The organism is Actinoplanes sp. CA-030573, from assembly GCF_050951115.1.
Taxonomy (GTDB): domain Bacteria; phylum Actinomycetota; class Actinomycetes; order Mycobacteriales; family Micromonosporaceae; genus Actinoplanes.
In genome coordinates this window covers 8,030,499-8,052,302 of record NZ_CP192038.1, presented here as the reverse complement: position 1 = coordinate 8,052,302, position 21,804 = coordinate 8,030,499, and the positions used below count along the sequence as shown (strand labels likewise).

Here is a 21,804-nt window from a genome sequence, read left to right as displayed (position 1 = left end):
GCTTTGTCACCGAAGCTCAGTCGACCTCGGCGACGGCCTGGGCGAACTGCGCCGAGTACAACCGGGCGTACGCGCCGCCGGCCGCGATCAGCTCGTCGTGCGTGCCCTGCTCGACGATGCTGCCGTGCTCCATCACCAGGATCACGTCGGCGTCGCGGATGGTGGACAGCCGGTGCGCGATCACGAAGCTGGTCCGGCCGCTGCGCAGCGTGTTCATGGCCCGCTGGATCAGCACCTCGGTACGCGTGTCGACCGAGCTCGTGGCCTCGTCGAGGATCAGGATGCTCGGCTCGGCCAGGAACGCCCGGGCGATGGTGATCAGCTGCTTCTGGCCGGCGCTGACGTTCGAGCCCTCCTCGTCGATCACCGTGTCGTAGCCGTCCGGCAGCATGCGCACGAACGCGTCGACGTGCGCCGCCTCGGCCGCCGCCCGCACCGCGTCCATGTCGAACGAGTCCGCGCCGTACGCGATGTTCTCCGCGATCGTCCCGCCGAACAGCCAGGTGTCCTGCAGCACCATGCCGATCTGCTCGCGCAGCTCCTCGCGGGTCATCGCGTTGATGTCGATGCCGTCGAGCGTGATCCGCCCGGAGTCGACGTCGTAGAAGCGCATGATCAGGTTGACCAGCGTGGTCTTGCCGGCGCCGGTCGGCCCGACGATCGCGACCGTCTGGCCGGGCGACACCGACAGCGACAGGTGGTCGATCAGCGGCTTCTCCGGCACGTACCGGAACGACACGTCCTCGAACGCGACCCGCCCCTCGACCCGGCCGACGTTCGCCGACGGCGGCTCGGCCGACTGCTCGGGGGCGTCGAGCAGGGCGAACACCCGCTCGGCCGACGCCACGCCGGACTGGATCAGGTTGGCCATCGAGGCGACCTGGGTCAGCGGCTGGCTGAACTGACGCGAGTACTGGATGAACGCCTGCACCTCGCCCAGCGACAGGGTGCCGGACGCGACCTGGAGGCCGCCGACCACGGCCACCAGCACGTAGTTCAGGTTGCTGATGAACATCATGCTGGGCTGGATCAGGCCGGAGATGAACTGGGCGCGGAAGCTCGACGCGTACAGCTTCTCGTTGTGCTCGTCGAACTTGGCCTGAGCCTCCTGTTGCCGGCCGAAGACCTTGACCAGCGAGTGCCCGGTGAACATCTCCTCGATGTGGCCGTTGAGCTTGCCGGTCGTGCCCCACTGGGCGACGAAGTTGGGCTGCGAGCGCTTGCCGATGAAGGTGGTCACCAGGATCGACACCGGCACCGTGATCAGCGCGATCAGCGCCAGCATCCAGGAGATCCAGAACATGAAGCCGAGCACCCCGACGATCATCAGCAGGGCCGTGATGAGCTGCGCGAACGTCTGCTGAAGGGTCTGCGCGATGTTGTCGGTGTCGTTGGTGGCCCGGCTCAGCACCTCGCCGCGGGGCTGCTGGTCGAAGTACGACAGCGGGAGCCGCGACAGCTTCGCCTCGACGTCCTGCCGCAGCCGGTAGACGGCCCGCTGCACCACGGTCGCGGTCAGCCGGCCCTGGAGGACGCCGAACAGCCAGGCGCACAGGTAGACGACCGCCACCCAGCCGAGCAGGTGTGCCAGCCGGGTGAAGTCGATGCCCTGGCCCGGGACGAAGTCGATCGACGACAGCAGGTCGGCCCGGGTGTTCTCGCCCTGGGCCCGCAGCCCGTCGACGATCTGCTGCTTGGTCGCGCCGGCCGGCACCTGCTTGCCGACCACGCCGGCGAAGATGATGTCGGTGGCGTGGCCGAGCAGCCGCGGCCCGGAGACCGAGAGCGCGACGCTGCAGATGCCGAACAGCAGCACCAGGCCGACCAGCGCCCGCTGCGGCTTGAGCAGGCTCAGCAGCCGCTTGGTCGAGCCCTTGAAGTCCTGCAGCTTCTCGGGCGGCGCGCCGCCGCCCATCATCATCCGGGCGGCGGGCGGTCCGCCCACCGGCGGCCCGGGCCTGCGAACGGGCGCGGTCATGCGGCGGCCTCCTGCTCGGTGAGCTGCGACAGAACGATTTCCCGGTACGTCGGATTGCGGTCCATGAGCTCGGAGTGCGTGCCGCTGCCGGCCACCCGGCCGTCGTCGAGCACGATGATCCGGTCGGCGTCGCGGATCGTGCTGACCCGCTGGGCGACCACGACCACGGTCGCGTCGGCGATGTGCCGGGTCAGCGCGGCCCGCAGCGCGGCGTCGGTGGCGTAGTCGAGTGCCGAGAACGAGTCGTCGAAGAGGTAGACCTCGGGCTTGGCGACCAGCGCCCGGGCGATCGCGAGCCGCTGCCGCTGGCCGCCGGAGACGTTGGTGCCGCCCTGCGCGATCGGCGCGTCGAGGCCGCCGTCCATCCGCTCGACGAAGTCCCGGGCCTGGGCGACCTCGAGCGCCTCCCACAACTGCTGGTCGGTCGCGTCCGGGTTGCCGTAGCGCAGGTTCGAGGCGACGGTGCCGGTGAAGAGGTATGGCTTCTGCGGGACGAATCCGACCGTACGGGAAAGAAGCCCCTCGTCCAGATCGCGCACGTCGACGCCGTCCACCAGAACCTCGCCCTCGGTCGCGTCGAAGAGCCGGGGAATGAGGTTGAGCAACGTCGTCTTCCCGCTGCCGGTGCTGCCGATGATCGCCGTGACCTCGCGCGGCCGGGCGGTGAGCGACACGTCGCACAGCACCGGCGCCTCGGCGCCCGGGTAGCGGAAGCCGACGTTGCGCAGCTCGAGGAAGCCGTGCCGGCTGAGCGTGGTGACCGGCGCGCGCGGCGGCTCGACGCTGGACTCGGTGGTCAGGATCTCGCGGATGCGCTCGGCGCAGACCTCGGCCCGCGGGATCATCACGAACATGAAGGTGGCCATCATGATCGACATGAGGATCTGCATGAGGTAGCTGAGGAACGCGGTGAGCGCGCCGATCTGCATCTCGCCGCTGTTGATCCGGTGCCCGCCGAACCACAGCACCGCGATGCTGGACATGTTCACGATCAGCATGACGGTCGGGAACATCAGCGCCATCAGCTTGCCGACCCTGAGCGAGACGTCCGTGAGCTCGTCGTTGGCGCCCTCGTAGCGGGCCCGCTCGCGCTCGTCGCGGACGAACGCGCGGATCACCCGGATGCCGGTGATCTGCTCGCGCATCACCTGGTTGACCTTGTCGATCCGCACCTGCATCGAGCGGAACAGCGGCCGCATCCGGCTGATGATCAGGGCGACCACGATCACCAGGAGCGGCACGATGACCAGCAGCAGGGCCGAGAGCGGCACGTCCTGCCGCAGCGCCAGCACGATGCCGCCGACGCACATGATCGGGGCCGAGACCATCAGCGTGAAGGTGAGCAGTACCAGCATCTGGACCTGCTGCACGTCGTTGGTGGTCCGGGTGATCAGCGACGGCGCGCCGAACTGCCCGACCTCGCGGGCCGAGAACTGCTGGACCCGGGTGAAGATCGAGGAGCGCACGTCGCGGCCGACCGCCATGGCCGTACGCGCGCCGAAGTACACCGCGACGGCCTGGGCGAGGATCTGCAGGACCGTGATGCCCAGCATGCCGGCGCCGATCCGCATGACGTAGCCGGTGTCGCCCTTGACCACGCCGTTGTCGATGATGTCGGCGTTCAGCGTGGGCAGGTAGAGCGTGGCCAGGGTCTGGATGAACTGGAAGAGCACGACCAGGGCGATCGCGTTCTTGTACGGCCGTAGATGACTGCGTAGCAGTTGGATGAGCACTTCTACCGGTCCCCCCGTTTGTCCTCTTCGTCGTCGTTTTCGTCGTCCTTCTCGTCCCGGACGAGCAGCCCGTCCAGGAGCAGCGAGACCAGGTCGGCCCCGCGGAAGCCCTCCGGGTCGCCGAACGGCCCGAAGGTGTTGGCGCCGCAGAACAGCAGCAGCATCTGCGCCACCGCCCGGGGAGAGCGGCGCAGCCAGCCGGCGTCCGGCTCGATCACCGCGGCCAGGGCGGCGCTCAGCCGCTCCCGGCTCGACGCCATCCGCCCCTGCGTCTCGGGGTCGCTCTGCCCGGCCAGGATCAGCTTCCGCGCCGCGGCCATCAGCTGCGCGTTCTCGGCCATCCGGGCGTGGATCAGATCGGCCGCCTCGGTCATCCGCTCGCGCAGCGGCAGCGACCGGTCGATCGCGGCCAGCCCGTCCAGCGTCGCCTGCGGGTCGAGCGCCTTGATCACCGAGCACACGACCAGCGAGTTCTTGCTCTCGAAGACGCCGAAGATGGTGCCCTCGGCCACGCCCGCGGCGGCCGCGATCTGCCGGGTGCTGACCTCGAGCCCGTGCTCGTGCAGCAGCGGGATGGTCGCCGCGATAAGGGCCGCCCGGCGCTCCTCCGGCGCGAGCGCCGGGACCCGTCTACGCCTGTTCTCCACGAGAGGGAACTCTAACTGAGCGAGCACTCACTCAGCCACTGACATTTGTCATGGGTGGCGTTCCGCTCAGGTCCTGCGAGGCCCGGCCGATGGACGGCCCGTGCGGAGACTGGAGTTTGACGATCACACTGCGGACTACTGGGCCCGCCAGATCCGCATCGGCACGTGGATCGCCGCCGTGCTCACCTCGATCGGTGGCCTCCGGATCGCGCTGAGCTGGCCCGCGAACCGGCATTGGTGGCTGATCCCGGTCGCCGTGGCGGTGGTCGTCCAGCTCGCCGCCGTGCGGCTGCCGTGGAACCGCCTGGTGCGCCGGCCCGGCTTCCGCTCGCGGCTGCTGCTGTGGTGGTTCGGGCAGCTGCCGGTCATGTTCCTGTTCGGCGTCGGCGACTCCCGGGGCATGACGCTGTACCTGCCGGCCGCCGTCCTCCTGCTGATGACCGCGGCCGCGGTCTGGCCGCCCCGGACCGTCGTCCTGCTCGGCTGCCTCAGCGGCATCGGCTACGCGGCGCTGCTGCCCGGGCAGGCCAGGCTCGGCGCGGCCACCGCCGGGGTCGTGCTCGCCATCTACTGCTGCGTCATCGTGCTGACCGCGGTCAACGCGCAGAGCCGCGGCCGCCTCGACGCCCGCCGCCGCGCCGCCGAGCAGCGGGCCGAGACCCTGCTCGAGGCCTCGGCCGACGCCGTGCTCGCGGTCGGCCGGGACGGCACGCTGAAGTACGTGAGCCCGTCCGTCGAGCAGCTGCTCGGCTACCGGGCGAAGGACCTCACCGGCAAGCGCCTCCACGAGCTGATCGGCGAGGACCGCCTCGGCGGCGTGCACGACTTCCTGAACGGCATGCTGGCGCTGCCGATCGGGCGCAGCGACCGCACCGAGTCCAAGCTGCGCCACCGGTCCGGCGAGTGGGTCTACGTCGACGTCATCGGCACCAACTGGATCAACGACCCGGACCTGCAGGCCGTGGTGGTGAGCCTGCGCGACATCGGCGCCCGGCGCGAGCTCGAGCAGCAGCTCAGCCGCCAGGCCTTCACCGACTCGCTGACCGGCATGCCGAACCGGGCCATGTTCCGGCGCACGCTGGAGGAGGCCGTGGCCGCCGGCGGCATCGGTCGCCCGGTCACCGTGCTGCTGCTCGACCTCGACGACTTCAAGCTGGTCAACGACAACCTCGGGCACAGCGCCGGCGACGAGCTGCTGACCACGATCGCCGAGCGGCTGCGCGGCCAGGTGCGCCCCGGCGACGTGCTGGCCCGGCTCGGTGGCGACGAGTTCGCCATCCTGCTGCGCGACCTCGACCCGGCCGACGCGTCCCGCCTCGCCGACCGTCTGCTGGCCACCGCGCACGAGCCGATCCGGCTCGCCAGCCGCGACATCACCTGCTCGCTGAGCATCGGCATCGCCAGCTCGGCCGCATGCGAGCCGGGCGAGGCCGGCATCGTCTGCGCCGAGCAGCTGCTCGGCAACGCCGACCTGGCCATGTATGCGGCGAAGCGGGCCGGCCGGAACGGGTACGCCATCTTCGACCCGACCATGACCATGTCGGTGCTCGAGGAGGCGCAGCAGCGGGCCGACCTCGAGCACGCGCTCGAGCACGAGGAGTTCCGCGTGCTCTACCAGCCCGTCGTCGACATGCACACGCAACGGCTGACGGCGGTCGAGGCCCTCGTCCGGTGGCAGCATCCGCGCGATGGGCTGCTCGGCCCGTACCACTTCATCGCCGGCGCCGAGGCCAACGGCCTGATCGTCCCGCTCGGCCGCTGGGTGCTCCGCCAGGCCTGCGCCCAGCTGGCCCGCTGGCGGGCCGAGACGCCGGACGCGGCCGGGCTGCACGTCAACGTCAACCTGTCCGCCCGCCAGTTCCAGTACGCGGGCCTGGTCGACGACGTCGCCGCGGCGCTGGCCGACGCCGGCCTCGACGCCGCCTCGCTGACCCTGGAGATCACCGAGTCGATGCTGATGGCCGACATCGAGGCGGCCAAGGAGACCCTGCACGCGCTGCGCCGCCTCGGCGTCCGCCTGGCCATCGACGACTTCGGCACCGGCTACTCGTCGCTCAGCTACCTCAAGCAGCTCCCGGTCGACGTCATCAAGATCGACAAGACGTTCGTCGACGAGGTGCACATCGACGAGGACGACGTCGCCCTGGTCGACGCCGTGGCCGGCCTCGGCCAGGCGCTGAAGATGAAGACCGTGGCCGAGGGCATCGAGTCGGCCGAGCAGTGGGAGACGCTACGCCGGATCGGCATCGACCACGGCCAGGGCTATCTCTTCGGCAGGCCGGCGGACCCGTCCGGCATCACCGCCCTGCTTGCGCAGAAGCAGAGCGTGGGGGCGTAGCCTCGGCTTGAACCGAAGCCCCGCACCCGCCGTGTACCTGGAGGCAGGTCGCTCACGGCGGTTAGGAAACCCGAGTTGTCCCAGATCAAAAACCATCTGCGCCATGTCGGTGGCGCGGTGGTCACCAGTCTCGCCGCGTTGCTCGTCTTCCTGGCGCTGGTCCTCCCCGACCAGATCACGCGGTTGCCACCGGGGAACTTCTGGCTGAACGCCCTCGTCCGCATCCCGATCGAGGCGATCGTCGCGATCGCCGTGCTGCTCGCGCTGCCGGAGCGGCCGCGGCGGTGGACGGCGACGATCCTCGGCTTCACGCTCGGCGTGCTCACCGTGGTGAAGATCGTCGACATCGGCTTCTTCTACGTGCTGGCCCGCGAGTTCGACCCGGTGCTCGACTGGGTGCTGTTCAGCGACGGCTACCACTTCCTCGAGGACTCGATCGGTAAGCTCGGCGCGTTCGGGGTGGCGGTGGCGGCCATCGCGTCGGTCGCGGCGCTGCTCACGTCGCTGACTTTCGCCGTACGGCGGATAAGTCGCCTGCTCGCGCGGCATGCCCGCCCCACCCGCCACGCCGTCTTCGCCTTCGCCTCGGCCTGGATCATCCTTGCCGTCTTCGGCGTGCAGATCGTCGGCGGCGTCCCGGTGGCCGCCCAGGCCGCCGCCGAGCTGGCCCGTGACACCGCGCTCAAGGTGCCGCAGGACATCGAGGACCAGAAGCGGTTCGACCGCGAGGTGCAGGTCGACGCGTTCCGCAACCTGCCCGACGACCAGCTGCTCACGGCGCTGCGCGGCAAGGACGTGATCATCGGCTTCGTGGAGAGCTACGGCCGCGACGCGGTGCAGAACCCCGAGTTCAACGGCACGGTGCTCGCCCAGCTCAAGGCCGACGACGCCAAGCTGGCGGCGAAGGGATTCGCGGCCCGCACCGGCTTCCTCACCTCGTCGACCGCGGGCGGCGGCAGCTGGCTGGCCCACTCGACGTTCCTCTCCGGACTGTGGATCGACAACCAGCAGCGCTACCGGAGCCTGGTCAACACCGACCGGCTCACGCTCACGAGGGCCTTCAAAAGAGCGGGTTTCCGTACGGTGGGGATCGAGCCGGGCGTGACCTATGCCTGGCCCGAGGGGCAGTTCTACGGCTACGACCAGGTCTACGACGTGCACTCGCTCGACTACCACGGCCCGATGCTCAGCTGGTCGACGATGCCCGACCAGTACGCGATGCGGCAGCTGGACAAGTTCGAGTACGGCAAGGCCGGCCGCGGGCCGCTGCTGGCCGAGGTGACCCTCACGTCGAGCCACACCCCGTGGGCGCCGCTGCCGAAGACGCTCGACTGGGACCAGCTCGGCGACGGCTCGGTCTACGGGCCGATCATCAAGTCGGCCGAGGGCGCGGGCAGCGTCTGGAAGGACGGGCACCGGGTCAAGGAGGCGTACGCCACGTCGATCGCCTACTCCGTCGACACGCTCATCTCGTACGTGCAGAAGTATGGGAACGACAACCTGGTGATGGTCTTCCTCGGTGACCACCAGCCGGCCTCGGTCGTGGTCGGCCAGAACGCCGTCAAGGACGTGCCGATCTCGATCGTCGCCAAGGATCCGAAGGTGCTCGACCGGGTCAAAAGCTGGGGCTGGACGAACGGGCTCACCCCGGCGCCGGACGCGCCGGTGTGGCCGATGAACGAGTTCCGCGACCGCTTCCTCACCGCGTTCGGCCCCGACGGCGAGGCGCATTAGGCTTCCCGGGTGTTCACCGTCGATCTCGGGGGCGGCGCCGCGCTGCGACCGCTCGAGCCCTGGCACGCTTCGGAGTTCCTGGCGCACATGGACCGCGCGCGCGAGACCGTCGATCCGTGGATCCCGTGGGCGAGCCGCAGCGCCGACCTCGAGGGCGCGCGGGCGACCCTGCAGAGGTACGCCGACATGCAGGCCCGCGACACGGGCCGGCTCTTCGGCATCTGGCTCGACGGCACCCTGGTCGGCGGCACGATGTTCGTCTCGTTCGACACGTTCTTCGGCGTCGCCGAGATCGGCTGCTGGCTGGAGCCGGCCGGCACCGGCCGCGGCCTGATCACCAAGGCCGCCCGCCACCTGATCGACTGGGCTTTCCGCGAGCGCGGCCTGCACCGGGTCGAGTGGCACTGTCGCACCGACAACAAGGCGAGCTCGGCCGTGGCCCGCCGCCTCGGCATGACGCACGAGGCGACCCTGCGGCAGAACTTCTTCTGGAACGGCGTCCACCACGACTCCGAGATCTGGGCCGTGCTCGCGCCGGAGTGGGCGTAGGCTCTCGGTCATGTCTCCCACGCGGCACTAGGGGTCCGGGATTTTCCGGACATCCCCGCCCTCTTGAGGAGACTTCATGCCCGCCCCCGAATCGGCGGGGAGCTACCGTGCCGTCCTCCGGCTGCCCTCAGCGTTGCGCGCCTTCGTGCCCGCGCTCGGCGGCCGGCTCGCGTACGGGCTCCTGCCGCTCGCCACCCTGTTCACCGTCCAGCAGACCACCGGCTCGTACGCCCGGGCCGGTCTGGCCCTGGCCGCCTTCGGCCTGGCCTCGATCACCCTGCCGCTGAAGTCCCGCCTGACCGACACCCACGGCCAGCGCCGAGTCCTGCCGTGGCTGGCCCTGTTCTGCGCAGGCTTTCTCGCGCTCGCCGCGCTCACCCCGTGGCCGGTCCCGTTCGTGGCGCTGGCCGGCCTGGCCGCGCCCCCGCTCGGTCCGGCCATGCGGTCCACCTGGCGCTCACTCACCGACGGCACGGAGCTCAAGCAGCGGGCGTACGCGTTGGACGCCGTCGCCGAGGAGACCCTCTACCTGACCGGCCCCCTCCTGGCCGGCGTCGGCCTGGCCCTGGCTCCGGCCCGCTGGACCTTGCTGGCAACGGCCGCCCTGCTCCTGCTCGGCACGCTGGGCATGGTCGCCGCTGCGCCCCCCACCATTGCGACAACCGCCCGGCTCTTCACCGCCGGACCGCTCCGATCGCCCGGCCTGTTGCGGGTCTTGGCCGCCCGGCTCTTCACCGCCGGACCGCTCCGATCGCCCGGCCTGTTGCGGGTCTTGGCCGTCCTGCTCGTGGCCGGCGCCGCCATCAGCGCCGCCTACACCGGCATGGCCGCCGAAGCCCAGGCCGCCGGCCACCCCGGCGCCGCCGGCCTGCTCGAGGCCGCCGTGGCCACCGGCAGCGTCGTGGGTGGACTGTTGTGGTCCCGCCGGCACCACACCCGCCCGCGTACGCACCATTTCGCCGGCCTGCTCGCGTTGCTGGCGGCCGGTTTGCTCGCCGCATCCGCCGCCCCAGACCTGATCTCCCTCGGCGTGGTGATGGGGGTGGGCGGCCTGGCGGTGGCGCCGCTCTATGTTGTCGCGTATCTGGCCGCCGATGACCTGAGCCCGCCCGGGTATGGCACCGAGGCCGGCACGTGGATCAACGTGGCCGCCAATGCAGGCAGCGCCCTGGGCGCCGCGGTCGCCGGGGTGGTGACCGACCGGTCGGGGCCGGGCCTGGCGTTTTTGATCGCGGGGGTTGTGGTGATTGTGGCCGCGGGTTGGGCCGTTGTGTGGTCTTGGGGCCGGCCGGGGGGAGAGGCTGGGCTGCTTGCGGAGTAGGGCTTGGGTTTTGCTGCTCAGTTGGCGCGTGGTCGTGGTGGTGGGCCGCGGCGCCGGCGGTGTTTGCGGGCCGGTGCGATGTGTGCGGGTCGGGGGCGGCCCAGTCCTACTCCGGGCGGCCCACTGCGCGCGGCCTGCCCCACTGCGCGCGCCCCGCTCCGCGCGCCGTGTCTCGTCCGCACGCCCGGCTCCGCATGCCGTGCTCCACTGCGTGCGTCCCGGTCCGCTCGACGTGTCCCGCTCCGTGCGCCCCGGTCCGCGCGCCCGGCCCGCTCGTCCTGTCCCGCTCCGTGCGCTCCGGTCCGCTCGTCCTGTCCCGCTTCGTGCGCCCCGGTCCGCGCGCCCTCTCCACTTCGCGCCCCATTCCGCCCGCCCCACCCCGTTTCTGGGTGGGGTCGAGTAGAGCAGCCGGGTGTGACATTTCCGCGGGGCCGTCCACAGACTTTGGGCGCCTACCGGCGGGTGCCGGGAAATCGGACAGAAGACGGCCGAGAAGGCGGCGCGGGATGGCCCGGGAGGCGGCCCAAGACGGCCGGTAAAGCGGTGAAGAGACGGCCGAAAGCGGTGCCGGGACGGCCTGGAAGCACTAACGGGACGGCCGGGAAGCGCCAACGGGACGCCCGATAAGCGGCCACGAGACGGCCCGGGGGAAGCGGCCCAAAACGCCTGGGGGAAGCGACGCAAGACGGCCGGGCGAGCGAACAAGCGAGGCCAAGAGACAACCAGACAACCGACCCAACACGGACCGCGCAAGCAGCCAAGAAACCACCGAAAACGCCCCAACCCCGCACACCAAAGCACCCCCCAAAAACACCCCCACAGCCACCGCCGCCCACACCCCAAAATGGGGACTCCAGAAATGATCTTCTTGATTTATGCTTCCTGGCCATGTCGGACCGTGTGCTGCTCGATGCGGCGGACGCCTACCCGGAGGTGGCCAAGGTGCGCGCCGCGCTTGCGGTGCGCGACTGGCCGGCCGTTCGGGAGCTCGTCGATGCCGCGGGGGCGGCCGGGCGGTCGATGCTGCTGCGCTACGGCGCCGACGGGGACGACCTCGAGGAGTTTCTCCGGGCCGTGGTGGCCGGCGATCCGGAGGACACCGCCGCCGTCGCCATGCTGGGCATGCATCTGATCGGCGTGGGGTGGGCGGTGCGTACCGGCTATCGCGCCGAGCATGTGTCGCGCGCGCAGTTTGCCGCCTTTCACGGGTGGTTGCGCAAGGCGGAGGTGGTCCTTCTCGACGGCGTCGCCCGCCGGCCGGGCGACCCGGCTTTGTGGGTGGCGCGGCTGACCTCGGCCCGCGGCCTCGAGCTGGGCCAGGCCGAGAGCGGGCGCCGGTACGGGAAACTGGCCGCCCTCGACCCGCACCATCTGCCCGGTCAGGTGCAGTTCCTCCAGCAGCTCTGCCCGAAGTGGGGCGGCACGTGGGAACGGCTGCACGAATGGACCCGCGAGGCGATGCTCGCCGCCGAGCCGGGCTCGCTCCAGGCGTACCTCGTCGTGGATGGGCACTGGGAACGCTGGCTGGACCTGGGCGACGGCGGCACCGCCTACCTGCGCTCGGTCCGGGGTCAGATCGAGGAGGCCGCCGAGCGGTCGGTGCTGCACCCCGATTTTCGCCGCGACTACGGCTGGGTCTCGGTGGTCAGCGGCTTCGCGATGGCGTTCTGCCTGCTGCGCGACCGGGAACGGGCGGCGGCCATGTTCCGGATGCTCGGCGACCTCGGCACCGAGCTGCCGTGGGCCTATCTGCACCACGACGTCGCGGCGACGATCCGGGCCCGCCGGGCGTGGGCGCTGCGGGACGAAGGCAAGCGATGATCGAGCGGCTCGAGGTCGACGGCGTGCCGGTGCTGCTGGCGCCGACCACCGGACCCACCCACGCCGGCCTGGCCTTCCGGGTCGGGCTCGCCGACGAGCCGATGGCCCGGCGCGGCATTACCCATCTGGTCGAGCACCTGGCCCTGCACGAGGTCGGGATCACCGACTACCACTACAACGGCGCGACCGGCGTCGAGTTCACCTACTTCCACATGCAGGGCGACGAGAAGGACGTCATCGCCTTCCTGAACGGGGTGTGCGCGTCGCTGCGGGAGTTGCCGATGCGGCGGCTCGCCGTCGAGAAGGACCTGTTGCAGGCGGAGGCGAACGGCCGCAACCCGGGCGTGGCCGAGCCGCTCGCGCTGTGGCGGCACGGCGCCCGCGACCACGGCACGGTCGCCTACCCGGAGTGGGGACTGCCCACGATCACCGAGGACGATCTGCGCGCGTGGGTGGCCCGCTACTTCACCACGGAGAACGCGGTGCTGTGGGTGGCCGGCGACGCCGTCCCGGCCGATCTGCGGCTCGACCTGCCGCGTGGCGAGCGCCGCCCGGCGCCCGAGCCGTCCTCGGCGCTGCCGGTCACGCCGGCCTTCTTCCCCGGCGGCCCGGGCGTGCTGGCGTGGGACACCATCGTGCCCCGCTCGACCACCGCCGCCGTCTTCTGCGGGCTGCTCGAACGGGTCATGTTCCGCGAGCTGCGGCAGGAGGCCGGCCTCTCCTACACGATCAAGACCGACTACCGGCCGATCGCCGGGGACCGGGTGGTGATCACCGCCGTCGCCGACGCGCTGCCCGAGAAGCAGGGCGCCGTGCTCGGCGCGTTCGTCGACCTGCTGGCCACGCTGCGGGTGGGCCGGATCGACGAGGCCGACGTGACCGCGGTGGTCAATCAGCGGGTGGAGACCCTGCGGCGCCGGGAGGAGACCGGCGCCCGGCTGCCGGTCCAGGCGATGGCCCTGCTCGGCGGGCGCGAGGTGCGGGACGTCGAGGACGTCGTCGCCGAGTCCAAGGCGGTGACCGTGGCCGAGGTCGCCGAGCTTGCGGCGCGGGCTTGGTCGGCAGGCCTGCTGATGACGCCGTGCGACGCGGAGTGGGCCGGCTTCGCGGTCGCGCCCCGGGAATCGGAGTCGGCGGTCAGCGGTACGGCGTACCGGTCGCTGGCCGATCCGGACGAGAAGCTCGTGGTCGGCCCCGACGGGATCAGCGCGTTCGCCGACGGCACCATCGCCACCGTGCGTTTCGACGACTGCGTGCTCGTGCGCGCCTGGCCGGACGGCGCCCGCCAGCTCTTCGGCGCCGACGGCATCGTGATCCGGGTCGAGCCGACCCTGAACGCCAAGGGCGCCCGGGCGGTCGCCGACATCGACGCCCGCGTGCGGCCCGAGCTGCGGGTCGACCAGCCCGCGCGCGACCCGGCCCAGATCCCGAAGCCCCAGCCCCGCGGTAAAGCGACGAAGACCAAGGCGACGAAGACGAAGGCGGCGAGGAGGCGGATCACCGGTCCGGCCCCGGCGCAGCTGCTGCGGTCGGTCATCCGGGCCCTCCGCAGGTCCTAGAGTCGACCGGTGATCGCCGAACCGACCCTGACCCACCGCGCCGAGGACGGCCACGACATCCCGCTGCTGGTCTGGCGGCTGGCCGGGCCGGCCCGCGCGATCTCGTCGGCGACCCTCGGCGGCGGCCTGGGCGAGTGCCGGTGGGTGATCAACGCGAGCGTCCCGATGTCGTACGACCGGGACGATCCGGCCGACCACCTGGCCGCCATCGCCCGGGGCCAAGGGCTGGCCGGCCCCGGCGTCGGCCTGATGACCGGGGTCGACGTGGCCGACGTGGTGACCGAGGAGGAGTCCGGCGTCCGGCTGTGGGCGACGGTCGGCCTCGGCGCCCCGATCCAGGCTTGCGACCCGGCGGCGGCGAGCGGAACGACGAAGACGCCCGGCACGGTGAACGTGGTGGCCTGGATCCCGCGCCCGCTGAGCGACGGCGCCCTGGTCAACACCGTCGCCACCGTCACCGAGGCGAAGACGCAGGCGATCCGCGACCTGGGCCTGGCCGCCACCGGCACCGCGACCGACGCCGTCTGCGTGATGTGCCCGCTCGAGAGTCCGCCCGGCAGTCCGGTCGCAGCCTACGGGGGTCCCCGCTCGGAGTGGGGGGCCAAGCTGGCCCGGGCGGCCTACCGGGCGGTCATGGCCGGGGGAGCGGTCAATCTCACCGGGATCCAGTCGTGGTCGGAGCGTCAGGAACGGTCCGCTGCGAAGCACGCGCGGCAGCCGGGGCCGGATCGGCGACGGCCGGGCTGAGCACGACGACCGCCGTCTCCCGGCCCCGGCGGGCGGCGAACGCGTCGATGTCGCCGTAGCCCTCGTAGTCGTGCAGGGCCGCCCACAGCCGCTCCCGCTCCTCGCCGGTCGCGACGGCGGCGGTCACCGGGCGGGAGCCGCCGCCGGCCAGGTCGACGGTTGCCGACCCGTTCGCCCGCAGGTTGAGCCACCACGCCGGGTCGGCGCGGTCCCAGCCGTTCATGGCCAGGGTGACCAGGCGGTCGCCGTCCTCGATGTAGCACAGGACGACGGCCCGCGGCTCGCCGGAGCGGCGCCCGGTGGTGGTCAGCCGCAGCATGCCGCAGCGGCCGGGCACGGGCGGTCGCAGGCCGACCCGGTCGCCGGTGGCGCGCAACAGCAGACGGTGGGTGCGCCAGGCGCCGCGGACGAACCATCTCGGGGGAAGGAACGGCTTCTTCATGGTCTCTCTCCTACGCTGTAGGTCTACGTCGTAGAGTAAACCCTACGGCGTAGGATCCGGGAGTGCCGAGACGTGCCAAAGAAGAGAGCCCGACCCGGGAGAAGCGCCTGAGCCGCGCGGGGATCATCGCGGCGGCGGTCGAGCTGGCCGATCGCGACGGCCTGGCCGGGCTGAGCATGCGGCGCCTGGCGCAGGAGCTCGAGGTCGACCCGATGTCGATCTATTACCACGTACGGGACAAGGACGCCCTGCTCGCCGGGATGGCCGACGCCGTGGTCGCCGGGATCGAGGTCCCGGAGACCGGAGGTCCCTGGGCCGAGCGGCTGCGGGCCCTGATCATGGCGGCCCGGGCGACCATGCTGCGCCACCCGTGGGCGGCCCGGGTGATCGAGGGCCGCGACACCCCGACGCCGGCCGCGATGATGCACCTCGAGCGGGTTCTCGCCATCCTGCGCGCCGGCGGCTGCTCGGTCGGCCTCGCCCACCACGCGCTGCACCTGCTCGGCAGCCGCATCCTCGGCTTCAGCCAGGACCTGTTCGACGACAACCCGGACACCTCGCCGTCCCCGGAGGCGGTGGCGGCGTGGGCGGAGACGATGCCGCACATCGTCGAGCTCGCCACCGCCGTCACGCACGAGGGCGCGCTCGGCGGCTGCGACGACGACGGCGAGTTCGCGTTCGCGCTGGATCTCCTGCTCGAGGGCCTGGAGAAACGGCGCCTCAGCGGTACGTGAGCTCGCCCGCCTCGATCGGCGCGGACACCCGGTTCTCGGGCGGCGCCAAGGGGCAGAGCCACGCGTCGTCGTACGCGCAGGAGGGGTTGTAGAGGTAGTTGAAGTCCAGGCGCACCCGGTCGCCGCCCAGCACCTCGAGCCCGCGCCCGTGCGTCCCCTTCACGGTGTCGGTCAGGTAGCGGCCGCCGCCGTAGGTGGTCGAGCCGCAGGTGCCGTCGCGCACCGGCAGGAACAGCCCGCCGCCGTACGCCGAGATCCACCAGAGCGACAGCGGGCCGAACGTGGTCTCGATGATGCCGGCGCGCTTGTAGTGCACCACGCCGTCCGGTCCGCCCGTGTCGATGTCGATCTCGCCCTCGGCCGGGGTCACCACCGCCTCGACGATCGCGCCGGGCCGCGCGGGGTAGTAGCGCAGACCGGCGAACGACGGCCGTTCGGAGACCGGGATCGGCGACTGCGGGTGGGTGGCGAACAACTTGTCGCGCCGCGCCCGGAAGTCCGCGAGATCGGAGGAATCCAGGTAGATCCGGGCGACGGCGGCGCGGTAGTCGGTCAGCTCGAGTGCCTCCATGCCGCAAACGTAACCGTCAGGCCGGGTAGGACGTGGTCTCTGTGGCCTTCACCGTGGCCCACACCTCACGGCCGGGCGCGAGCTCCAGCTGCACCGCGGCGGCCGGGGTGACGTCGGCCGCGACGGCTACCGGTCCGGCCAGCTCGACCCGCAGCGCGTCGCCGTGCGGGGCCATCGCGGTCACCGTCGCCGGCCAGGTGTTGCGGGGGCTGCCGTCGGGGCGGGCGGCGAAGAGGGACACGGCCGCGGGCGGAAAAGCAACGAAGACCTCACCGGCTTGCGGTACGGAGGTGACGATCGTGAACCCCTCGGGGAGGACGACGCTGGTGCCGTCCGCCCGGCCGCGGTAGAGGTTCAGCCCCACCAGCCGGGCGACGTAGTCGGTGCGCGGCTGCCCGGTGATCGTGGCGGCGTCCCCGGTCTGCACGATCCGGCCGTCCTCTACGATGATCAGCCGGTCGGCCAGCATCATCGCGTCCAGCGGGTCGTGGGTGACCAGCACGGTCGCGCCCGGGAACGAGGAGAGGTGCCCGCGCAACCGGGCCCGGGTGTCCAGCCGCGTGCGGGCGTCGAGCGCGGCCAGCGGCTCGTCGAGCAGCAGCAGCTTGGGCTCGGCGGCGAGCGCGCGGGCGAGGGCCACGCGCTGGGCCTGGCCACCCGACAACTGGCGCGGCTTCTTGCGTACGTGCTCGGAAAGCCCCACCCGCAGCAACCACTCCCGGGCCTGCTCGCGGGCCTCCCGGCGCGGCACGCGGCGGCAGCGGGGACCGAAGGCCACGTTGTCCAGGGCCGTGAGGTGCGGGAACAGCAGGTAGTCCTGGAAGACCACGCCGATCCGGCGCCGCTCGGGCGGTTCCCGGTCGAGGCGGGCGCCGTCCAGCGTGACGTGCCCGTCGTCGAGCCCGGTGAGCCCGGCCAGCGACCGCAGCGCCGTCGTCTTCCCGGCGCCGTTGGGCCCGAGCAGCGCGACCACCTCGCCGGCCGCGACCGCGAGCGCGAGATCGAGCGTGAAGCCCGGCCGCCGGACGACCAGCCGAGCGTCGAGCATCATGCCGCGCCGTCCCTGCGCGCGCCCGCCCGCCGTGCCGCGCATGCCCGCCCGGCGCGTGCGGCGGCGGTCATGCCGCGACCCACTTGTCGCGGAGGGCGGCGAGGATGCCGACCGAGACGACGAGCAGCAGCAGGCTCAGCACGATCGCGGCGTCGACGTCCTGTTCGAGGGCGAGATAGACGGCCAACGGCATGGTTTGCGTACGCCCGGGGAAGTTGCCGGCGAACGTGATCGTCGCGCCGAACTCGCCGAGCGCCCGCGCCCAGCAGAGCACCCCGCCGGCCGCCACCCCCGGCGCGATCAGCGGCAGCGTCACCCGGCGGAAGGCCGTCCAGCGGCTCGCGCCGAGCGTGGCCGCCGCCTCCTCGTAGCGGGCGTCCGCTCCCCGCAGCGCGCCCTCCACGCTGATCACCAGGAACGGCATCGCCACGAACGCCTCGGCCACCACGACGCCGGCCGTGGTGAACGGCAGCGTCACCCCGAACGTCGAGTCCAGCCACCCGCCGATCAGCCCGCGCCGGCCGAAGACCAGCAGCAGCGCGACGCCGCCGACCACCGGCGGCAGCACCAGCGGCACCGTGACCAGCGCCCGCACCAGGCGCCGGCCGGGAAACTCGACGCGGGCCAGCAGCCAGGCCAGCGGCACGCCGAGCACCAGGCAGCCGGCGGTCGCGATGGTGGCGGTCAGCAGCGACAGGCGCAGCGCGGCCAGGATGCCGGGCTCGGTGAGCCGCTCGGGCAGCGTCGACCAGGGCGCCCGCACGAGCAGCCCGGCAAGGGGGAGGACGAGGAACGCCAGCCCGGCGATCGCGGGGATCGCCAGGACCGGCGGAACCTTGGGCCGGCGCCTGCTCAGGGCTTCTGGAACCCTGCGTCGGTCAGCACCTCGAGCTCGGGCCCGGTCTGCACGAAGGACACGAACGCGGCGGCGGCCGCGGCGTTGGGGGCGTTCTTGAGCGCCACGATCGGGTAGTCGTTGACGGCGCCGGCCGACTCCGGGAACTCGATGCCCTCGACATCGGAGGCGGCCGCCCTGGCGTCGGTGCGGTAGACCAGGGCCGCGTCCACCTCGCCCAGCTTGACCTTGGCGAGAGCGGCCTTCACGTCCTGCTCCTGGGTGACCGGGGTGATCTTCACGCCGGCCGCGCCGAGGGCCTTCCCGGCCGCGGCGCCGCACGGCACCTGCGCGGCGCAGAGCGCCACCTTGGTGCCGGGCGCGGTCAGGTCGGCCAGGGCCCGGACGCCCCCGGGATTGCCCTTGGGCACGGCGATGACGAGCTGGTTCCGCACGAAGACGGCCGGGGTGCCGGTGGCGTCGCCGGCGTCGGTCACCGTCTTCATGGTGGCCGGGCTGGCGGCCGCGAACACGTCGGCGGGTGCGCCCGAGGTGATCTGCTGAGCCAGGCCGGAGCTTCCGCCGTACGAGAAAGTGATCTTGACCTTGGGGTTGGCGGTCTCGAAGTCCTTGCCGATCTTGTTGAAGGTCTCGGTCAGCGATGCCGCGGCCAGCACCGTGAGGCTGCCGCTGAGAGCGCCGGACGCGGCTTCGCTAGTTCTGCCGGAATTGTCGCCGCAGCCGGCCACCAACGCGATGGCGACGATCACGGCCAGAAGCTTCCTCATCTGTCGTCCCCTCGCTCCACCACCACCGTGGTCGACTTGATCACGGCGACCGCCGTCGAGCCGACCTCCAGCCCGAGCTCGTCGACCGCTTCCCGGCTCATCAGCGAGACCACGCGGAACGGGCCGGCCTGGATGTCGACCTGGGCCATCACCGCGTCGCGGGTGATCGCGGTGACGATGCCGGGCAGGCGGTTGCGCGCCGAGGAACGACGGGCGCCGGGGTCCGGATCGTCGGCCAGCGACCGGGCGAACGCGGCCAGGTCGGCGCCCGCGACGCTGCGGTGCCCGTGATCGTCGCGGCCGGCCGCCAGCCGTCCGGAGTCGACCCAGCGCCGCACGGTGTCCACGCTGACGCCGAGCAGGTCGGCCGCCTCCCCGATGCGGTAGGTCGTCACGGGATCACTCTAGGGCCGCAGATGCGAGGCTTCACAGGAGGAACGACTCGCAGATGCGGAACCGTTGCCGAGGTCACACTCGCGGCGGCATGCTGGACGGCGTGCCGGAACGGATCCGCGAGGTCATCGCCTTCCTCGCCGAGGTGCTAGCTCCCCGCGCGCCGCTCACCGTCATCGTCGACGGGGGCGACCACGGTGCCGCCGCGTCCTTCGCGGCCCGGCTGGCGGTGGCGTTCCCGCCCTCCGCGCGCGCCTGGACGGTCGACGCCGTGCTCGGCCTCAGCGGCCCGGCCGGCGGCCGCTCCGACTCCGCGCTCAACGTGCTCGAGCCGGCCGCCGACCGCGTCATCGTCTATCTGCGCTCGGGTCCGCGCGGCCGGCGCACCAACGGCGACGGCGAGCGCCGGGCTCAGGTCGTCATCGACCACCACGATCCCGATTGGCCGGTCATCCGGCACGTACACCCGCGGCTGGCCGACCCCGAGCGGTGGTACCTGACCGAGAGCCGGGCGTTCTTCGGGGCGCGGGCGGCGGACTGGGACGCGAAGTTCGGGGACGATCTGCCGGCGTACGCGAAGGCGGTCGAGACGGCCGAGCCGCGCCCCGGCGACCTCGCCCTCGACGTGGGATGCGGCACCGGCCGCGCGCTGCCCGCCCTGGCCGCCGCCGTCGGGCCGACCGGCCGCGTGATCGGGCTCGACCTGACGCCGGCGATGCTGGCGGCGGCCAAGGACGCCGGCCGCGACGGCGGCGCGGCCCTGGTGCTGGCCGACGCCCGCCGCCTGCCGCTGCCGGACGCGGTGGCCGGCCTGGTCTTCGCGGCCGGCCTGGTGCAGCACCTGCCCGACCCGGCGGCCGGCCTGGCCGAGCTGGCCCGGGTCACCCGCCCCGGCGGCCGCCTGATGCTCTTCCACCCCGCGGGCCGGGCCGCGCTGGCCGCCCGGCACGGGCGCGCGCTGCGCCCCGACGAGCCGCTGAACGAGGACAACCTCGGCCCGCTGCTGACCGCCGCGGGCTGGGAGCTGGCCCGCTACGAGGACCCGGACGACCACTTCCTGGCGATGGCGGTGCGGGCGGTGCGGTCCGCGCAGTAGCGGCAGGCCGGGCGCCGCCGCAGGTAGTAGGCGAACGTCGCGGCGCCGAGCCCGGCGCCCCACGCCAGCCACAGCAGGCTCGGCACATAGAGCGCCCAGCCGTCCCGCACGTCCATGGTCCACAGGATCATCAGCCCGGCCGGGATGACCGTGACGGCCACGATCGAGGCCGGCACGATCGCCAGCGCCGGCGGCACCGGTTTGCCGGCCTTGAACCAGATCCACCTCGGGTAGACCTCACCCCAGCGGCTGACCAGGCCGTGCGTGAGCACCCCGCCGATCGTGGAGGCGACCGCGCAGCCGAGGCCGACCTCCAGCATGCCCGGGGTGCCCTGCATCATCCGCAGGAAGTCCCGGCCGATCCCGAGCGGGAAGCCGAGATACCAGGAGACCCGGGTGATCTCGTACGGCAGGGGAGCCAGCACCGCCACCGCGACCGCCCACCGACCCCGGCGCAGCAGCGTCGCCCTGTCCTTCTCGCCGTCGCCCGGGCGACGTCCGCAGTGCTCGCAGGAACCGCGTGCCCGCCGCCGGCAGGCGAGCGTGGCCAAGGTCCAGAGCAGACCGCCGACGAAGATGATGACCAGGTTCGTGCGATGCCAGTAGAGGATGTCGCCGATGCCGTCCTGCGGGCCGGGCACGCCGGTGAACGCGAACACCAGCAGCAGCGGTGCGAACGCGATGAGGGCCAGCATCGTGTAGTCGGGGATGAGCAGGGTCAGCGTCGCGGCCATCGCCCAGCCGAAGCAGACGAGCAGTGTGCTGGGCCGGCGGCGCGCCATGAGGAGCGCGACCACCGCTCCGGCCAGCGCGATGGCGGCGATGACCGGCGCGACGACGGTGGCGCTGCTGCCTTCGAGGATCGACCCGGACTGGCGATCGTCGTCGACCGGGGCGAAGGGGAAGCCGCCGCCTCCGAAGGCCCAGTAGAGGCTGATACCGCCGTAGAGGAGAGACCAGGTTGCGGCCGCGTAGGGTGCCCAGGTTGGCCATCGCTTGATCATCGGGTCGGTCCCGGGGTGCGCTGGTGTCGCGGTTTCCGCGCTCCCGGGGTTTGTCGCATCTGCGGCCGCGGTGGCCGCAGTGGCCGCAGTGGCCGCAGTGGCCGCAGTGGCCGCAGTGGCCATCGTGGCCGCGGGGGCCGCCGCCTCCCCCACCCTGTTCTGGGTGGGTGGCAGTAAAGCACCCGGCACCGACAATTTTCGGGCGTCGTCCACAGGTTCGTCATGGCGAGAGCATCGATGACCGCCGCTGTGGCCGATCTGAGGGCAACTCAGACGGCGCACAGCCGTTACGCGTCGTGGGGGCGGGCCGTCGTCGGAGCGGCGCCGGCCGCCGGTCATGACGTCACGCTCTTCGACCGCGGCCGGACCAACTTCGGGCTTCACCTGTCGGGCCGGTCGAGGCGGCGGCGCTGTCCGACTCCTACTGCGGCGGAAGGCGGCCTTTGAGCAGGTGGTGCTCGAC

At 72.2% G+C, this 21,804-nt stretch carries 19 protein-coding genes; 9 read left to right on the top strand and 10 right to left on the bottom strand.

Going from position 1 to position 21,804, the window contains the following annotated elements:
* Positions 1-16 precede the first annotated feature (16 nt).
* From ACQP2F_RS37075 to ACQP2F_RS37065, 3 genes are read right to left on the bottom strand one after another with little or no spacing between them, the layout of a single operon-like run.
* Entirely contained in the window at positions 17-1,978 is a 1,962-nt protein-coding gene (locus tag ACQP2F_RS37075) for an ABC transporter ATP-binding protein (protein WP_433295917.1), read from the bottom strand.
* Positions 1,975-3,711, bottom strand: coding sequence for an ABC transporter ATP-binding protein (locus ACQP2F_RS37070; protein ID WP_433295915.1), 1,737 nt, complete (start codon positions 3,709-3,711; stop codon positions 1,975-1,977). The genes ACQP2F_RS37075 and ACQP2F_RS37070 overlap by 4 nt, the downstream gene beginning before the upstream one ends.
* A 2-nt stretch (positions 3,712-3,713) precedes the next feature.
* A complete protein-coding gene (locus ACQP2F_RS37065; RefSeq protein ID WP_433295913.1) occupies positions 3,714-4,358 on the bottom strand; it encodes a TetR/AcrR family transcriptional regulator in 645 nt (214 codons plus the stop codon).
* 100 nt (positions 4,359-4,458) lie between these two features.
* On the opposite strand from ACQP2F_RS37065, the gene ACQP2F_RS37060 reads away from it, so the two are divergent.
* From ACQP2F_RS37060 to ACQP2F_RS37030, 7 genes are all read left to right on the top strand, one after another.
* Positions 4,459-6,696 (top strand): putative bifunctional diguanylate cyclase/phosphodiesterase, encoded by a 2,238-nt coding sequence (locus ACQP2F_RS37060; protein ID WP_433295911.1) that lies wholly within the window; start codon positions 4,459-4,461, stop codon positions 6,694-6,696.
* A gap of 75 nt (positions 6,697-6,771) precedes the next feature.
* Positions 6,772-8,430 carry a sulfatase-like hydrolase/transferase gene (locus ACQP2F_RS37055; protein WP_433295909.1) on the top strand — a complete coding sequence of 553 codons (1,659 nt, stop codon included), beginning with the start codon at positions 6,772-6,774 and terminating at the stop codon, positions 8,428-8,430.
* A gap of 9 nt (positions 8,431-8,439) precedes the next feature.
* Positions 8,440-8,979 carry a GNAT family N-acetyltransferase gene (locus ACQP2F_RS37050; protein WP_433295907.1) on the top strand — a complete coding sequence of 180 codons (540 nt, stop codon included), beginning with the start codon at positions 8,440-8,442 and terminating at the stop codon, positions 8,977-8,979.
* Positions 8,980-9,055: 76 nt separating this feature from the next.
* Positions 9,056-10,300, top strand: a complete 1,245-nt coding sequence (locus tag ACQP2F_RS37045; RefSeq protein ID WP_433295905.1) for an MFS transporter — start codon at positions 9,056-9,058, stop codon at positions 10,298-10,300.
* Between the two features lie 888 nt (positions 10,301-11,188).
* Complete coding sequence (locus ACQP2F_RS37040) at positions 11,189-12,121, top strand: hypothetical protein (protein WP_433295903.1); 933 nt, start codon at positions 11,189-11,191, stop codon at positions 12,119-12,121.
* Positions 12,118-13,680: a M16 family metallopeptidase gene (locus ACQP2F_RS37035; RefSeq protein ID WP_433295901.1), complete on the top strand. Its 1,563-nt coding sequence runs from the start codon at positions 12,118-12,120 to the stop codon at positions 13,678-13,680. The genes ACQP2F_RS37040 and ACQP2F_RS37035 overlap by 4 nt, the downstream gene beginning before the upstream one ends.
* Positions 13,681-13,689: 9 nt before the next feature.
* The gene (locus tag ACQP2F_RS37030) at positions 13,690-14,427 is read left to right on the top strand and encodes an adenosylcobinamide amidohydrolase (RefSeq protein ID WP_433295899.1); all 738 of its coding nucleotides are present in this window, start codon (positions 13,690-13,692) and stop codon (positions 14,425-14,427) included.
* Here the strand turns inward: ACQP2F_RS37030 and ACQP2F_RS37025 are convergent.
* On the bottom strand, positions 14,336-14,869 hold the full coding sequence (locus tag ACQP2F_RS37025; protein WP_433295897.1) for a nitroreductase family deazaflavin-dependent oxidoreductase: 534 nt from the start codon (positions 14,867-14,869) through the stop codon (positions 14,336-14,338). The two genes, ACQP2F_RS37030 and ACQP2F_RS37025, sit on opposite strands and share 92 nt — an antisense overlap.
* A 62-nt stretch (positions 14,870-14,931) precedes the next feature.
* Here ACQP2F_RS37025 and ACQP2F_RS37020 point away from each other — a divergent pair, with 62 nt between their 5' ends.
* A complete protein-coding gene (locus ACQP2F_RS37020; RefSeq protein ID WP_433295895.1) occupies positions 14,932-15,603 on the top strand; it encodes a TetR/AcrR family transcriptional regulator C-terminal domain-containing protein in 672 nt (223 codons plus the stop codon).
* Here the strand turns inward: ACQP2F_RS37020 and ACQP2F_RS37015 are convergent.
* From ACQP2F_RS37015 to ACQP2F_RS36995, 5 genes are all read right to left on the bottom strand, one after another.
* The gene (locus ACQP2F_RS37015; RefSeq protein WP_433295893.1) at positions 15,590-16,174 is read right to left on the bottom strand and encodes a DUF1684 domain-containing protein; all 585 of its coding nucleotides are present in this window, start codon (positions 16,172-16,174) and stop codon (positions 15,590-15,592) included. The two genes, ACQP2F_RS37020 and ACQP2F_RS37015, sit on opposite strands and share 14 nt — an antisense overlap.
* 16 nt (positions 16,175-16,190) lie before the next feature.
* A complete protein-coding gene (locus ACQP2F_RS37010; RefSeq protein ID WP_433295891.1) occupies positions 16,191-17,225 on the bottom strand; it encodes an ABC transporter ATP-binding protein in 1,035 nt (344 codons plus the stop codon).
* A 67-nt stretch (positions 17,226-17,292) separates the two neighbouring features.
* The gene (locus ACQP2F_RS37005) at positions 17,293-18,081 is read right to left on the bottom strand and encodes an ABC transporter permease (protein WP_433307739.1); all 789 of its coding nucleotides are present in this window, start codon (positions 18,079-18,081) and stop codon (positions 17,293-17,295) included.
* Positions 18,078-18,848, bottom strand: a complete 771-nt coding sequence (gene modA / locus ACQP2F_RS37000; protein ID WP_433295889.1) for a molybdate ABC transporter substrate-binding protein — start codon at positions 18,846-18,848, stop codon at positions 18,078-18,080. Before modA ends, ACQP2F_RS37005 begins: the two co-directional genes overlap by 4 nt.
* Positions 18,845-19,243: a TOBE domain-containing protein gene (locus ACQP2F_RS36995; RefSeq protein ID WP_433295887.1), complete on the bottom strand. Its 399-nt coding sequence runs from the start codon at positions 19,241-19,243 to the stop codon at positions 18,845-18,847. Before ACQP2F_RS36995 ends, modA begins: the two co-directional genes overlap by 4 nt.
* A gap of 101 nt (positions 19,244-19,344) precedes the next feature.
* On the opposite strand from ACQP2F_RS36995, the gene ACQP2F_RS36990 reads away from it, so the two are divergent.
* A complete protein-coding gene (locus ACQP2F_RS36990) occupies positions 19,345-20,337 on the top strand; it encodes a methyltransferase domain-containing protein (protein ID WP_433295885.1) in 993 nt (330 codons plus the stop codon).
* Here the strand turns inward: ACQP2F_RS36990 and ACQP2F_RS36985 are convergent.
* Complete coding sequence (locus ACQP2F_RS36985; RefSeq protein WP_433295883.1) at positions 20,274-21,341, bottom strand: NYN domain-containing protein; 1,068 nt, start codon at positions 21,339-21,341, stop codon at positions 20,274-20,276. The two genes, ACQP2F_RS36990 and ACQP2F_RS36985, sit on opposite strands and share 64 nt — an antisense overlap.
* Between the last annotated feature and the right edge of the window lie 463 nt (positions 21,342-21,804).